This is a genomic window from Brachybacterium endophyticum (assembly GCF_003130585.1).
In the GTDB taxonomy this organism is placed as follows: Bacteria; Actinomycetota; Actinomycetes; order Actinomycetales; family Dermabacteraceae; genus Brachybacterium; species Brachybacterium endophyticum.
The window spans coordinates 193,964-209,883 of record NZ_QFKX01000006.1; the positions used below are offsets into that span (position 1 = coordinate 193,964).

The following is a 15,920-nucleotide window of genomic DNA, read 5'->3' on the forward strand; positions in this document are numbered from 1 at the left end:
GCAGAGGCATCGCGTGTCGTTACAGTGAGCAGATGCCGGACAGCGAGCCCCTGACCCCTCAGCAGGACCGATCGTGGACGCTGCTCGTCGGCGTGATGATGTGGCTGCCCGTGGAGCTGGATGCGTACCTGGAGGACGCCGTCGATCTCAGCCACGCCGAGTACCAGACGCTGAGGTGCCTCTCGCTCGGCCAGGACCGAGAGGTCCACATGACGCGGCTCGCCACGACGGCGAGCGTGACCCCGTCCCACCTCTCACGCATCGTCGGCCGCCTGGAGAAGCGGAACCTGCTCGAGCGTTCGAGCGATCCGAAGGATGCCCGCCGGACCTTGGCACGGCTCACGGAGACGGGCGCGGAGATGGTGGCACGCGTCGAACCGGGGTATGCCGCGGAGGTCCGACGGCTCGTGTTCTCCCACCTCACGGCGGCGCAGGCCCATCAGCTCGAGGACCTGGCCGAGGCGCTCCTCACCCCGTTGAGGAGTGATTGCGTGGCGGCCCTTCCTCCGCGTGAGCCGAGCCGGGGTGGTGATGGCGATGTGCGAGCCTGACCCGCTCACGTCGCGGGTGGAGCGACCGCGGTGATGCCTGGTCGGGGTGCACCCGTCGGTGGCGAACGCGCAGGCCGTCGCTCCAGGTGCCCCCAGCAGGACTCGAACCTGCAACCTACGGATTACCGACCACCCAACGCTTTCCGTCCTAGTGAGGCGGACGCTGGCGCGCTGCGACCTGCACAGAAGACCCGGGTAGGTCCATTGAGGTTCAGGAAGAATCACTGCATCTAACGGCGCCTCCCGCCGAAAGTCGTACTTAACTCGTACCTGACGTGAAGAGGTTAGTCCTGGGCGACGCCCTTGTCGCCAAGCTCCCGGCTCAACCGCCTAGCGAGGCAGTCCGCGTCAGTGAACGTGTCTGAGGGGCCATGGATAGGCGTGTTCCGCCAGGCCGAATACGTAACCGCCAGTACCTTCGCGACACGTCCCGTGAGCACTCGCCCACTCACATGAGTGCAGGGGCCGACCCGCAGTCTCTCCCGCTCTGGAGGCCACCATGGCTCGCGAGGCTCAGCCGCAGTACAGGTGTTGCGGGTCATAAGATTGTGGTCGCCGGGATGGAAAAGGAGAACGGACCTTACCGGCACGATGGGTGGTGCTGATGCCATCCATCTCACAGGAAGAGACCCGTTCCACGACCCAGCGTCCGTGCTCGGGGAGACAGCGTGCCGTGGCCCTCGTGGTCGAGAACAAACGTCAGATCGCACGTCGCCGTGTGGTTCCACGTCGCCCGCGCAACGCTTTCGTGATGGGTCGGTCGCTATCGAGGCCGCGGCGAGGCTGAACTCGAGGACCGCTCGAGCGCCCCGGCGCACCGTCCAACCCGACTGTCGGCCTGGGTGCTCGAGTTGATCGACCACTGGCGGCACTCCAGGAAGTGGTCCGACCGCCGGATCGCCCACGAGCTCGGCAACGGGCACGGGAGCTGCTGCTGCGTGCGGACTGTGAGCCGCTGACTGGATCGCCTCGGGCTGAACCGGATCTGAGACATCACCCCTTACGGTGAGAATCTGCGTCGACCAGGGAAAATCACCGCCCCTGATATCCCGGGCGCATAGCCCATCTCGACGCGTAGAAGGTCGGGAAGATCCCAGACAGCGGCGGGAGGTTCCACGGTCGCCGCAGCGAGCAGGCCCTCGCTGGCAAGTGCGCCCACAAGCAGCCGACGATTCTCCTTGTACGGCTCAAGCCGCCGCTGGGCCTCGCTGGCCGTGGTTCCGGGTCGATGGCCCGCCCTCTTCCAAAGTTCATCGGGATACTTCCTCGATGCCGTCGTGATGCTCACCCTCCCGTGGTGTCGCGGCCTCCACCAAACCCGGGCTGTTTTTTCCCGGAGCTCGAGAGTGGGTGGATTACCGGGGAGAACGGCTCGTCTAGGCTCTGCAGCAGGTGAAGCGAACTGGGTAGACCGTGGTCTTCTGGATCATCATGCCGAGGAAAGGAGCACGCGGAGGTCGAGGGTGAGCATCGGCTGGGTATCAACGGCGCTCGAGGCCACAGCGCAGGGAACCGTCCCCGGCAGGTCTTGGATGACGAGACCGAGGGTCGGGCAGGGGGAGCACTCGTGCACCGCCCACTGCCACACCCCCCGCGCCTGGCGGGGCACGAGAAGGAGCCGGTGCGGATCGATGCGGAGGCCGACGCCCGCGGCCTTCAGAACGGCTTCCTTGCGGGTCCACAGGTTCACGCGGGCGCGTAGGTCCACGAGTTCCGTGAGGTGCTCGTCTGGGTGCAGGACCGCGGCGTCGAAGCCGTTCCACAGCGCCTGCGGCAGCTCCTGGATGTCCACGCCGAGCGGAGGCGGTTCCTCCGCGCGGTCCTCGCACGTCGCCACCGCGACGAGGATGTGAGGGCCCGAGGTGGATCCGGAGAGAGAGGCGCCGACTGTCCGGGGGCGCCCATGGGGGACGCCGCACACGTCGCATGTGCGTTCGATCGGCAGCAGCGGCGCCTCCGCAGCAGGAGCGCCCAGCACGTGCGCGAGAAGAAGACGCAGCGCGACGCGACCGGCCAGGGTGCGCTCGGCATGGGCCCCTTGGCGCGCGCCGGCCGCGATGAGGTCCTCGGGCGCGGCGAGCGACGGCATGCCGCCGAGGGAGAGCGCGGCCTTCGCTACGGCGTCGACGGTGGTCCGGAGGGTAGCGATCACCGACGGCCGATGCTCCGATAGCGCATGACCGCCATGGGTGCGAACACGGCGATGAGGGTGATGCAGCACAGCGTCGCGTAGAGGGCGGGATGTTCCGCCGGCCAGCCGCCGGGCGCCACGAAGCCCGCAGGGGCCGAGTTCCCGAAGCCGTCGCGTGCGGCGGTCGCGACCGCCGTGACGGGGTTCCAGCGGGCGATGGCCTGCAGCGCGGAGGGGAGCATGTCGGCCGAGACGAACGCGCCCGAGACGAAGCACACGGGGAACAGCCACAGCAGGCCGACGCTCTGGGCGACCTCCACCGAGCGCGCTGTGAGGGCGATCAGCGCACCCACCCAGGAGACCGCGAAGGCGAACAGCATCAGCAGGGCGCAGGTGAGCAGGATGGAGCCGATCCCACTGGTGGGTCGCCAGCCGATGGCGAGCCCGCAGACGAGGATGACGAGGACCGAGATGGCACTCGTGGCGAGGTCCGAGACGGTCCTGCCCAGGATGACCCCGACGCGCGACATCGGCAGGGCGCGGAATCGGTCGATCAGGCCGGACTGCAGATCCTTCGCGAGGTACACCGCGGTGAACGACGAGTTGAAGGTGAGGGTCTGTGCGAGGATCCCGCCGATCAGGAACTCGCGGTACTGATCGCCGCCGAGCGCGCCACCGAACACGAAGGCGAGGATGAGCACGAAGAGGATCGGCTGAGCGATCCCGGTGACGAGGGCGCCCGGCGTGCGCCGCAGACCGATGAGGTTGCGCCGGGCGATGACCCTGCCGTCGCCGAGGGCTCTCAGGACCCTCATCGTGCCGGCTCCGATTCCGGCGACCGCCGGGAGCCGCTCGGACGGCCGCCCGACTCCTGGTCCCCGGTCAGGGCGAGGAAGACCTCGTCGAGCGTGGGCTGTCGCAGGGACGCCTCCTCGACGTCGATGCCTGCTTCCTCGAGAGCGCGGAGCACGCGGCCGAGGCCGCCGACGCCCTCCTCCGTGCTCAGGGTGAGCCGATGCCCGCGGTCGTCCGCGTCGGCCTCGAGACCGTGCCGGGCGAGAGCCGTGCGGGCGGTGCGCACCTGGTCGACCCTCGTGCACGAGACGTCGATGCGCGAGCCCCCGGCGCGGGACTTGAGCGTCCTGGCCGACCCCTCCGCGACGATGCGGCCCCGGTCGATCACCGAGATCGAGTCGGCGAGCCGGTCCGCCTCCTCCAGGTACTGGGTGGTCAGCAGGACCGTCACCCCGTCCGCCGTGAGGGAGTCCACCGCATCCCACGTGTCACGCCGCCCTCGCGGGTCCAGTCCCGTCGTGGGCTCGTCGAGGATGACCACCGGCGGGCGCGCGATCACCGCGCCGGCGAGGTCGAGGCGTCGGCGCATGCCACCGGAGTACTGGCCGGCCAGCAGCGTGTCGGCGACGTCCTCGAGGCGGAAGTCGGCCAGCAGTCTCCGGGCCCGCTCGACGGCCGTGCGCCGGGGCATGCCGTAGAGCCGTGCCACCATCCGCAGGTTCTCGAAGCCGGTCAGGCGCTCGTCGACCGCGGCGTACTGGCCGGAGACGCCGAGACTGCGCCGCACGTCGTCGGGATGCGAACGCACGGAGCGGCCGGCGACGAGGGCGTCGCCGCCGTCCGGGGAGAGGAGCGTCGTCAGGACCCGCACGATCGTGGTCTTGCCCGCGCCGTTGGGCCCCAGCAGGCCGTGCACCGTGCCCGCGGGGACCTCGAGGTCGACGCCGTCCAGTGCCGTCCGCCCGCCGAACCGCTTGACGAGGCCGTGCAGGGCGATCACGAGGCCTCTCGCGCTCCGTCCTCGGACCGAGCGGGAGTGATGTCGGACCAGGAGGCCGAGACATGGCCGAGGCAGTCGGTGCGCGAGCCGGGTCCGAAGACCGCGACCCAGCCGCGGGGGAGGTCCGCGGACTCGGGCCACAGCGAGTGCTGGCCACGCTCGTTCACGAGAACTCGGAAGGTGCCGTCGGGGTCGTCGAAGGGGTTGGTCATCGTGCGCTTCCTCTGCCGTCGTCAGGTCGGGTTCGAGAGTGATTCGGAGCGCTCGGCGATCCGGTTCGGTGTGATCCGGCGGAGCCGAGGATCGTGTCGAGCCACGCCGCGACCTCGCGCGCCGCCGGATCGGACAGGAGGTCGGAATGCCGCGAGGCGACCCGCTCCACGGTCACGGCCCCACGGACGTACGGCGCCCAGGCCTCCGGTGCGGGGCGCTCCTCCGGCACCCGAGCGGTGGCCTCGATCAGCTCCAGGTCGCCGTCGACGACCGGCAGGGCGGCGTCGTCCAGGAGCGCCGCCACCTGCGGGAAGCGAGCCGCCATGCGCTGGGCCGCTGCGGCGGGAACGTTCCCCAGGGCGTTGCCGGCCGCCCTGAGGGTCGCGAGGACGGTGGAGACGTCCAGTCGGCCCTCCGGTATCGACGCTCCCTGGGCATCGAGGAAGGCGCGCCAGCGCTCCTGCTCGTCCCGGACGCCGTGCAGCGCATCCTGACCCGGGTAGGCGTCGAGGACCGCGAGCAGGGCGACCTCCTCACCGGCGCTCTGCAGGCGGGCGGCGATCCGATGGGCGATGCGACCTCCGAGCGAATACCCCAGCAGGTGGTACGGGCCGTGGCTCTGGACGGATCGGATGGCACGCAGATAATGGTCCAGCAGATCGTCGAGGGTCTCGTCGGCATCCGCCGCGTCGTCCCCGTCGGCCGACAGCGCGAGGCCCGGGACCTGCAGCCCGATCACCGGCCGTGTCGTGCTCAGATGCGGCAGGAGCCCGGAGAAGGCCCACGCGAGACCGCTGGCCGGATGGACGGCGAACAGCGGGTCGCCCCGGCCGTCGGGCCGCAGCGGCAGCACGACGCCGAGCGCGTCGTGCTCGGCCGCGGGCCCCGGGGCGTGCTCGTCGGCATCGAGCGCCGCGGCGAGTCCCGCCACGGTCGGCGTGCGCAGGAGGACATGGATCGGGACCTCGCGCCCCAGCGCCCGACCGATCGCCGCCGTCGCGGGACGGGCGACGAAGGAGTGCCCTCCCCGTGCGAAGAACGAGTCGTCAGCGCGGACGCCCTCGACCTCCAGCACCTCGGCGAAGGCCTCGGCGACGACGGTCTCGGTCCCCGGGCGCGGGGAGCGCCCCGCACCGCCGGAGAACGTCGGGTCGGGAAGGGCGCGCGCGTCCACCTTTCCGTTCGACGTCAGCGGGATGTCCTGGATCGGGGTGATCGCCGAAGGGAGCATGTACTCAGGAAGCCGTGCGGCGAGCACCTGCTCGAGCCGGTCCCGCAGGCCCTCGGCCTCCACGCCGGGCGCCGGCACCACCCACGCGGCGAGCACGGTGCCGCGGGCGCCGTCGACCGTGCGCACGACCGCCTGCGCGACGGTGTCCTGCGCGGTGATGACGGCGGCGATCTCGCCGGGCTCGATCCGATGCCCGCGGATCTTCACCTGGTCGTCGATGCGCCCGAGGGCGATGACGGGCGCTCTGTGCCCCGGTTCCGCGTCCCGCACGGAGACGAGATCGCCGGTGCGGTACATGCGGCTCCCGTCGCCCGCGAACGGGTCGGCGACGAAGCGCCCGACGGTTGCGGCCGGATCGCCGAGATATCCGTCGGCGAGCTGAGGGCCGCTGAGCCAGAGCTCACCGATGCTGCCGACGGGCACCGGACGCAGATCCGCGTCCAGGACCCGGGCGACGGTTCCGCAGGTGGGTGCTCCGAGGACGGGTCGCACGCTGTCGGCGAGGGGAGCGACCAGCGTGTCGACGCCCGCCTCGGTGGGCCCGTAGAGGTTCCACCCCTGGACCGCGCGGCGCTCGCGCACCCAGTCCCACAGACCGGGGTCGACGGGCTCCCCGCCCAGCAGCAGGAGGAAGGGATCCTCCGGGTCCCGGCCATCGAGCAGGTCTGTCAGCCCGGTCTGCCCGCGCAGGGCGTCGACATGGCCCGGGGTGGCCTCCCAGGCATCGATCCGCTCCCGCGCGAACAGGGCGACCAGAGCCTCGGGGTCCCTGCGCACGAGGTCGTCGACCACATGGACCTCGTGCCCCGCGACGCACCAGAGGAGGGGATCGAGGGCGGCGTCGAAGCCGACTCCCGTGGTGTGGGCGAGTCGCAGACGGCGGCGTGAGGGGTCGGGGAGGAGGGTCGAGCGGTGGCTGGTCAGGAGTCGTGTGAGGGCACGGTGGGGAACCCGGACGCCCTTCGGCGTCCCGGTGGTGCCCGAGGTGAAGATGACGTAGGCGCCGTCCTCGGGCTCCGGGAGGTGCTGCGGGGGCTCGCCAGCGGGGAGGGCGTCGATCGGCAGGATGCGCTCCGCATCGAGTCCCGACGCGCGCGCGCTCTCCACGGCCTCCTGCTCACCGGCATGGCCGCTGTGCAGCAGAAGACGCGGTGCCGATGCCCGCATCATGGCCATGACCCGCTCGGCGGGCAGGCCGATGTCGAGTGGGACCGCGACCCCGCCCGCCCTCCAGATGCCGAGCATCCCGGCGACGGAGTCGCTGCCGCGGCGCACGGCGAGAGCGACGCGGTCCCCGGTCCCGACGCCGGCGGCGCGGAGGCCTCCGGCGATCCCGTCGACGCGAGCGGCGAGCTCGGCGGTCGTCAGTGCTCGATCCGGGCCGACGAGCGCCGGTGCGTCCGGGCGCGAGGCGGCGGAGTCCGTGAGAGCCGCGAGCACGCTCTGCGCGGGTGCCGTCGCGGCCCAGGGGGTCAGAGGCGTCGACGGCGGCCCCGCGGGGATCCTGTCGAAGCGCGACCCGGGGTCCTCGGCGATGCCGCCGAGGAAGGCGCGCCAGCGGTCGATGAGTCCGCGAGCGGCGAGATCGCTGAACAGCTCCGCGTCGTACTCGAGGATTCCCTCGATGCCGCCTCCGGCGCCGGGCCGGAGGGTGAAGGACAGGTCGACCTTCGCGGCGCCCGTCGTCTCGGGGTCACCGCGGGTGACGGCGACGCCCGGCAGGTCCAGGACGGCCCCGTCCGTCTCTTCGAGGGAGAGCATGGTCTGGAACAGCGGATGGCGTCCGAACCGGCGTGCAGGGGCCACGGCCTCGACGATGCGCTCGAAGGGGATGCCATCGTCCTCCATCGCGGCCAGAGCGGCCTCGCGGGCGCGCCCCACGACGTCGCCGAACGTCATGGCCCCGTCGACCCGCATCCGGAGCGGAAGAGTGGTGACGAAGAATCCGACGAGGTCGGCGAGGTCGGGGTCGTCCCGCCCGGCGGAGGGCGCCCCGATCACGATGTCGTCGCCCGCCCCGATGCGCTGCAGATAGGAGACGAGCGCGGCGAGCCAGGTGTGGAACCCGGTGCCGCCGGCGGCACGCCCCTGATGCAGGAGAGACTCGGCGACCTCGGCGGGGATCGTGAAGACCAGGGAGTGCGCGGGACGCGTGCCGGCCTCTCCCCGCGGGCCGTCGGCAGGCAGCTCCAGCTCCTCGGGCGCGCCCTCGAGGCGATCCGCCCAGGCGGCGAGACGGGGGTCCTGCGCCGGGTCCTCGGCGTGACGCATGCGCTGGTGACGGGCGTGATCGGCGAACTGCACGGCCAGCGGGCGGGTCGCCGAGCGCATACCGCCGGAGCGGGCGCTGTACGCCGTGGACAGGTCGCGTGTGAGCGGGCTCAGCGAGGCGCCGTCGGTCGCGATGTGGTGGATGGCGAGGGTCAGATGCCAGCGTTCGTCGCCCGTCCGCTCCAGCCCGGCGCGCAGGGGGATCCGCGCGGCGAGGTCGAATCCCGCGGTGATGTCGATCGGGCCCTCCTGGAGGATGCCGACGGGCGGATCGAGCACGCGCTGGACTCCTCGGCCCTCCACCTCGGGGAAGACGGTGCGCAGGATCTCGTGGCGGGCCACGAGATCGTCGATCGCGCCGCCGAGCGCCTCGACGTCGAGGTCCCCCTCGAGGTCGCACTCGAGCAGCACCGTGTACTCGGCCGACGAGGGGTCGAGGCGGTGCAGGAACCACAGGCGCTCCTGGTCGGGGGAGAGCGGGAGCTCCTCGTCGCGAGGGCGCGGATGGTCCTGCACCCACTCCCGCAGCCGCCCCGACACGGCGGTGCCCCCACCCGAGGACGGGGCATCGGACGAGTCCTGGTGCCGCGGGGTCACACTCTCGGTCCCGGTCCCCTGCGCCCTCACGTCGGCCAGCAGCTGAGCCGCGGTGGGGTGGTCGAAGACTGCACGCACGGGGAGCGCCGCGCCGAACTCCTCCCGGATCCTGCCGACGAGGCGGACGGCGAGGAGCGAGTGGCCCCCCAGCTCGAAGAAGTCCTCGTCCGGGCCGGGCTCCGTCACGGCGAGCACCTCCGCCAGCACGTGGCACATCCGCTGCTCGGCCTCGTCGCGAGGACCGCGATGCGGGTCTGCGGAACGCTGGGGATCCGGGAGCGCCGGGACGTCGACCTTGCCGTTCGCGTTCAGCGGCAGCTCCGGGAGGACGAGCACGCTCGTCGGGACCATGTAGGCGGGCAGCTCGTCCCGGGCGCGCCGGCGCACCTCCTCCGGATCGACCTCTCCGCTCACCCAGGCGGCGATCCGCTCCGTGCCCTCACCGCCGGGCGCCACCACCCGGACGACGGCGGCACGCACGCCGGCAGAGCGCTCCAGGGCGCTCTCGACGTCCCCTGTCTCGATGCGGTAGCCGCGCAGTTTGACCTGGTCGTCCATGCGGCGCACGAAGCGCAGCGAGCCGTCGGCGCCACGGCGCACCACGTCCCCCGTGCGGTACATCCGCTCCCCGTCGCCGGTGGGATCGGCGATGAAGCGGGAGGCGGTCTCCGCTGAGCGGCCGCGGTAGCCGTCGGCGAGAGTCGCGCCCGAGAGGTAGAGCTCCCCCTCGACACCGGCGGGGACCGGACGCAGCAGATCGTCGAGCACGCGGATGGCGACCCCGTCGACGGGGCGCCCGAGGACCACGGCCCCAGAGCGGATCGGCGCGACCAGGGCGTCGACCGTGGCCTCGCTCGGCCCGTACAGGTTCCGCCCCTCGAGGACATCGCTGCGGGCGATCAGGTCCCAGAGGGACGGAGGGACGGCCTCGCCGCCGAGCGCCAGCAGCAGGGAGCCGGACCCGGTGAGGGCGGCGTCCTCGAGGCCGGCCTCGACGAGCCGGTTCGCGTACGAGGGGGTCGTCTCGAGCACGTCGATGCGTTCGCGGCCGATCGCGTCGAGGACCGCCTCGGCGTCGGCCTGGACGTGCTCGTCCGCCATGATCAGCGTGCTGCCGGCGACCAGCCAGAGGACCGGGTCCCAGGCGGCGTCGAAGGCGATGCCCGAGACGTGCAGCATCCGGGCTGCTCGGCCCAGACGGTCCCGCAGGGGGCCGATGAGCGTCCTCTCGTGATGACGCAGAAGGGTGCCGAGCGCGGCGTGCGAGACTTGCACGCCCTTGGGATCGCCGGTCGTCCCGGACGTGTGGATGAGGTAGGCCGTGTCCTCGATGCCCGGCTGAGCGGGCGCCGATGCGCCCGACGGCAGATCACCCGGAGAGAGGACGATCGTCGTCGCGCTGGGCTCGGCCGGCCCGTACGACCCGAGGGGGCCGTCGGCCGGGCGGGGCACCTGCTGGCGCAGAGCGCGGAACCGCGAGGGATCGCCGGTCAGCAGGGCCCGTGGGTCCGCTGAGTCCAGGACGCGTGCGAGGCGCGCATCGGGGTGGGAGGCGTCCAGCGGGACGGCGACGGCGCCGGCCCGGAGCACGCCGAGCAGGACGGCGATGGCGTCCCTGTCGCGAGGGAGGGCGAGAGCGACCCGGTCTCCCCGCACGATACCGATCCCGGCCAGTCCCGCTGCGACCTCCTCGACGCGCGCGAGCAGCTCCGCCGCCGTGAGCGCACCATGGGCGTCGACCAGCGCGGGACCCTGCGGCCGAGTCCGTGCGGTGGCGGCGAGACGCTCCAGGATCGTGAGGGGAGCGCTGTGCTCCGGGCCGCGGTCGCGTGCCGCCAGGGCGCGCAGCTCGCCGGGCGACGCGGTGGGCAGATCGCTCAGGCGGGCCGACGGGTCCGTCACCAGCTGTGCGAGCACGCGCTCCAGGGAATCGCGCATCCTCTCGACGGTGGAGGCGTCGAACAGTGCCCGGTCGAAGCCGAGCGCCACCGTGAGCGCACCGTCCTCGCCCTCCGGTGCGGTGACGTCGACCAGGAGATCGGCCTTGACCCCCGAGCTCGTGGAGGGTGCGGGGACATCGACGTCGACGCCCGGCAGGTCGAGCCGGGCCGCCGGTGCGTTCTGGAGCGTCAGCAGCACCTGCACGAGAGGAGGGAGATCGGGGCTCCGCGGAGGCCTGACGGCTTCGACGACGGCGTCGAAGGGTAGGTCCTGGTGCGCGTACGCGTCGGTGTTCGCGGCGCGGACGCGCTCGAGGAGCTCGTCGAGGCGCGGGTCGCCGTGCAGCGAGGTGCGCAGCGCGACGGTGTTCACGAAGAATCCGACGAGGTCCTCCAGCCGGGCGTCTGCGCGCCCGGCGACAGGGGTCCCGAGCACCACATCATCGCCGGTCCCGTGCTGATGCAGCGCCGCGGCCAGGGCCGTGTGCAGCACGATGAACAGGCTGGTGCGGTGCGCGGCGGCGAGCGCGCGCACGGCGGCGTGGTGCCGTGGGGACAGGTCGAGGCGGATCTCGCCGACGCCCTGCTGCGCCGTGTCCCCCGGGTTCGCGGCCCCTCGGGGGCGATCGCGCGGCAGGGAGATCTCCGGGGGCGCGCCCGCGAGGGTGCGCTCCCAGAACGCCGTGAGGACCGCCCGCTGGCTGTGGGGGTCCTCCGCGTCGCCGAGCCGGTCCTGATGCCAGACGGCCGCATCCGCGAAGTCCACGGGGAGCGTCGGCAGATGGGGGGCCCGTCCCTCGTGCCGCGCCGCGTACGCGTCGCCGAGGTCACGGGCGAACGGCGCCAGGGACCAGCCGTCGGTCGCGATGTGATGCATCGTGATCACGAGGGTCGCGCGGTCCGCGGCGGAGCGCAGCAGCACGGCGCGCAGCGGGATCTCCCGGGTGAGATCGAAGGGACGCCGGGTCTCCGTCGCGATGACGGCGTCCACCCGGGCCGGCGGCACCTCGACGCAGAGGAGGGGCGAGGGCACCTGATCGGCGGGGAGGACCCGCTGGACGGGTTCGCCGTGCTCCGCGGGCAGGAGGGTGCGCAGGGGCTCGTGGCGGGAGATCACGTCGTCGAGAGCCGCCCGCAGAGCGCCGACGTCGAGGGCTCCCTCGAGATGCAACACGATCGGGACCGCATAGGCGGCCGAGTCCGGTTCCAGCTGGTGGAGGAACCACAGGCGGCGCTGGTTGGGGGACGCCGGAACCGGATCGGGACGTGCGCCGCGCTCGGGGCGCGGGGAGACGGCCGCGCCGGGGGAGTCCTGCAGGGCGCGGGCGAGGGCGGCGACCGTCGGATGCTCGAAGACGTCCCGCACGGTGACCCCCCGATCGAGGTCGGCGCTGAGCCGAGAGGCGAGCCTCGTGGCCAGCAGAGAGTGGCCGCCGGCGGCGAAGAAGTCCTCGTCGACGCCGATGTCGGTGCGCTCCAGGACGGCGCCGAAGCCGGTGGCCACGGCGCGCTCGGCGGCGGAGCGGGGAGGGCGGGAGGCGCCGCCGCCGGTGAGCGTGGCGGGATCGGGCAGGCCGGAGCGGTCGATCTTCCCGTTGGCCGTGGCCGGGAGCCGGGGCAGCGACAGGACCACCGCGGGCACCATGTAGTCGGGAAGGTGCTCGCGCAGAGCACCGCGGATCGACTCCGCCGCCTCGGCTCCCTTACCGGCGGCGGCGCCGGGGCCGGCCGAGGTTCCGGTCCCGCCGGTCGACACGTAGCCGATGAGCCGCGCGGACGGCCCTTCCCCGCGGACGATCGCCGCGGCGGCCACGACGCCCTCCTGCCGGCGCAGGGCGGCCTCGACCTCGTCCAGCTCGACCCTGTAGCCGCGGATCTTCACCTGGTCGTCGGTGCGTCCGAGGAACCTCAGCGTGCCGTCATGGCGGCGCCTGACCCGGTCGCCCGTGCGGTACATCCTGGAGCCGTCTGCGGCGAACGGGTCGGCGACGAAGCGCTGGGCGTCCAGGTCCGGTCGGCCGATGTATCCCCGGGCGACCCCGTGCCCCGCCAGATACAGCTCGCCCACCCCACGGTCGGGGACCGGGGACAGCGCTGCGTCGAGGACGTAGTGGCGGCTGCCGGCCACGGAGGCGCCGAGATGCGGGCGGCGGCCGGTCGCAATGGGGGCGACCATGCTGTCCACCGTCGACTCGGTGGGCCCGTAGAGATTCACTGCATGCACGTCGTCACGGGCCGCGAGAGCCGCCCAGAGCTCCTCGCCCACGGCCTCGCCGCCCAGGGCGATCTCGCTCGGTCGGTGCTCGCGGTCCAGCATCCCGGCGTCGATCAGTGCCTCGGCGAAGGATGGGGTGGTCTCGAGGGCATCGATGCGCTCCCGGTCCAGGAGGGCGGCGAGGCGCTCGGGGTCCCGGCGGGTCTCGTCGTCGACGATGTGGAGCTCATGGCCGGAGATCAGCCACAGCAGCGGGTCCCAGGAGGCGTCGAAAGAGAGTCCGGCGGTGTGGGCGGCACGCACGGGCCGCCCGAGCCGCTGGGAGGCCGGATCGTGCCACGTCCGTCGATGATGCTCGTGCAGGGCATGCAGGGACAGGTGCTCGACGGCGACACCTTTCGGGCGCCCGGTGCTGCCCGACGTGAAGATGACGTAGGCGAGGTCGTCCGGGCCGATCGGGGGAAGGGGCGTCGAATCCTCCGTCCGCCGGCACCAGGACGCGGTGTCGGTGTCGATCACGGTGGTCGGAACGTCGAACGCGGCACCGTCCTCCCGGTCCCTGGCCAGCTGCTGCGACGTCGTCAGCAGCGCGGCGGGCTCGGCATCGCTGATCATGTCCGCCACCCGGCCGACGGGGTAGGCGGGGTCCAGGGGCATGAAGGCGCCCCCTGCCCGCAGGATGCCGAGGATCAGCACCGGGAGCTCGACCGTGCGGCCGACCCTCACGGCCACCCGATCGCCCGGACGGACGCCCTCGCGGACCAGATGTCGTGCCATCCGCGTCGCGCGGACGTCGAGCTCGCGGAAGCTCAGCTCGCCGTCGGGTGCGGTGACCGCGAGCTGCTCGCCGCGGGCGCGCAGGGTGGCGGCGGCGGAGTCCAGGAGCGTCCCCGGGGACACGGGGGCCCGGGAGCCTCTGCCCCCGTCCAGTAGCCGCTCCCGCTCGGCGGCGCCGACCACCGGCGCGGCGGCGACGGTCGTCGCAGCGGGCGCCTCGAGCGCGGCGTCGATCAGACGGAGGATCCGATCCCCGTGCCTCGACAGAGACTCGACCGTGTGCAGGTCGGCGTCGCCCTCCATCCGCAGCACGGGGTCGGAGGCCTCGCTGCGGGGATCGCCGAGGACGATGGACAGATCCCGCACGGGGCCCGTCGAGAGGATGTGCACCGTTCCCCTCGCGCTCCCGAAGCGGAGTTTGTCGATGACGGGAAGCAGGTTCACCGAGGGGCCGGGATCGTCCGGCGCGTCGTCGATGTTCTCGATGCGGAAGCGCTGGTGGGCGACCGCGTCGCGGACGATCCGCCCCGTTCCGGAGACCACGGTCGCCAGGGTGTCGGAGGGCGATACCGGGATCCGCAGCGGCAGGACGCTGGAGAGCATGGAGGGAGTGTTCCGGGCGATGCGTCCCCGCCTGGCGGTGACGGGCAGTCCGACGGGGACGACCTCGGCCCCGGTCATCCGGGACAGGTAGACGGCGACCGAGGCGATGAGCGTCTTGGGCAGCTCCCGGTCGAGTCGAGCCAGGCGGCGTGCGCGCTCGGAGCCGAGGGGCACGTCGATCCGGACCACGTCGCGGGCGATGCCGTCGGAACGGCCCTCGAGGCCCACCGGGGGCGCCGCGCGGGCGATCGCCCGCTCCCAGTGCTCGGCGTCGGCCGCGTGCTGGTCGGAGGCCTCGTAGTCGCGCAGCTCCTGGTGGAGGTCCCCCAGGGCGGGCAGAGGCGAGGGGAAGCTCGCCCCGACGCGGGCGAGCGCCGGTGCGAGCGCCCGGGGGACGTGCGTCCCTGGGACGAGGCGGGCCAGCCTCGAGTAGGCCCCTGCGATGTAGCGCAGGGCGACCACGGCCGAGTAGCCGTCGATCAGCACGTGGTGGATGCGCAGGAAGAAGGTTGATCGGCGCTCGCCGACGAGGAACAGGGTCGCCCCCAGCAGGTCCCCGCCTTCCACGGGACGGGCGGTGGACATCTCATGGTCCATGACCTCGTGCGAGATCTTCTCCGCCTCGTGGCGCGGCAGGTGCGAGAGATCGCGGATCTCCACGAGGTGCTGTCCGGGTCGAGGCCGGTGGATCTCTCCGAACGGCCCGTCCTCGTCCTCCAGGACCCGCATGCTGAGAGCGTCGAGATCCGCGGCCGCTTTCACCAGGGCGATGTTCAGCAAGAGGGGGTCGATGGGACCCTCCAGGTCGAGGTACTGCCCGATCTGGAAAGAGGGGTTCTCCGGATCCAGCTTCTGCGCGTACCAGATACCGCGCTGGGCCGGCGTGAGCGGCATCCGCCCCGATGGCTCAGGGGCGATGTTCCTGCGCATCCTCACAGGGGCGTGCTCCTCGTAACGCAGTGGGAGTGGGTCGTCGTGCTCGGTGCTGCGATCACTGCTGGAACTGGCCCAGCTGGAGCGTCTCGAGCAGACCGTCGACGTCGACGAGGGGCCCGTTGATCAGAGGCCCCTGGACGAGGGAGCTCGATGCCGCGGTCTCGTCGGGCTCGGTCTCCGCCGCGTTCGCAGCGGGCACGGCGAGGCCCATGCCCACGAGAGCGAGGACCGCAGCGGTGAGGGTGGTACGACGGAAACGGTAGAACATGATCAGTGCCTCCTCGGCGTCGGGATCCGGTCCTCGTCCGCAAATCAGAGACTCGGCGGACGGGGATGGTTCGACGCAGTGGTCGAAACGGATTGGTCTGACGGCACACGAGATCGACGGATACTGGTCACGGCGGGATCCGGAGGCGACCGCTCTCGGCGAAACCTTGGAGGACGGAGATCACAGCCGCAAGCGCGATGACGGCGTCATCGTGAACGCGCGGCTATCTTGATATATGTTCGCACTGCATCGTCGCTTATCAGTTCCACGCGCCGCGAGCATCGGACGAGCCGTCTCAGGATCTCTGGACATCTAGGGCGCGTCTCCTATTTTCGTAACCAGGCCACGACCGCGCAGAGGACCACGCAGGCTCGGTAGGAGATGGCGTGCTT

General features: G+C 72.2%; 7 protein-coding genes and 1 pseudogene. 2 read left to right on the top strand and 6 right to left on the bottom strand.

What is annotated here, in order from left to right:
* Window positions 1–32 precede the first annotated feature (32 nt).
* A complete protein-coding gene (locus tag DEO23_RS14680; RefSeq protein WP_109276788.1) occupies window positions 33–551 on the top strand; it encodes a MarR family winged helix-turn-helix transcriptional regulator in 519 nt (172 codons plus the stop codon).
* A gap of 812 nt (window positions 552–1,363) precedes the next feature.
* Window positions 1,364–1,510, top strand: a pseudogene (locus tag DEO23_RS16450) (IS481 family transposase); the annotation flags it as partial.
* 470 nt (window positions 1,511–1,980) lie between these two features.
* On the opposite strand, the gene DEO23_RS14685 reads toward DEO23_RS16450, so the two are convergent.
* The 6 genes from DEO23_RS14685 to DEO23_RS14710 all read right to left on the bottom strand — a co-directional run bounded on the left by DEO23_RS14685 (window position 1,981) and on the right by DEO23_RS14710 (window position 15,528).
* Entirely contained in the window at window positions 1,981–2,772 is a 792-nt protein-coding gene (locus DEO23_RS14685) for a 4'-phosphopantetheinyl transferase family protein (protein WP_133249894.1), read from the bottom strand.
* Window positions 2,700–3,497, bottom strand: coding sequence for an ABC transporter permease (locus DEO23_RS14690; protein WP_109276767.1), 798 nt, complete (start codon window positions 3,495–3,497; stop codon window positions 2,700–2,702). The genes DEO23_RS14685 and DEO23_RS14690 overlap by 73 nt, the downstream gene beginning before the upstream one ends.
* Window positions 3,494–4,477 (bottom strand): ATP-binding cassette domain-containing protein, encoded by a 984-nt coding sequence (locus DEO23_RS14695; RefSeq protein ID WP_109276768.1) that lies wholly within the window; start codon window positions 4,475–4,477, stop codon window positions 3,494–3,496. The genes DEO23_RS14690 and DEO23_RS14695 overlap by 4 nt, the downstream gene beginning before the upstream one ends.
* Complete coding sequence (locus tag DEO23_RS14700; protein ID WP_109276769.1) at window positions 4,474–4,689, bottom strand: MbtH family protein; 216 nt, start codon at window positions 4,687–4,689, stop codon at window positions 4,474–4,476. Before DEO23_RS14700 ends, DEO23_RS14695 begins: the two co-directional genes overlap by 4 nt.
* The gene (locus DEO23_RS14705; RefSeq protein ID WP_109276770.1) at window positions 4,686–15,254 is read right to left on the bottom strand and encodes a non-ribosomal peptide synthetase; all 10,569 of its coding nucleotides are present in this window, start codon (window positions 15,252–15,254) and stop codon (window positions 4,686–4,688) included. The genes DEO23_RS14700 and DEO23_RS14705 overlap by 4 nt, the downstream gene beginning before the upstream one ends.
* 61 nt (window positions 15,255–15,315) lie before the next feature.
* On the bottom strand, window positions 15,316–15,528 hold the full coding sequence (locus DEO23_RS14710; protein ID WP_109276771.1) for a hypothetical protein: 213 nt from the start codon (window positions 15,526–15,528) through the stop codon (window positions 15,316–15,318).
* Window positions 15,529–15,920: the final 392 nt, after the last annotated feature.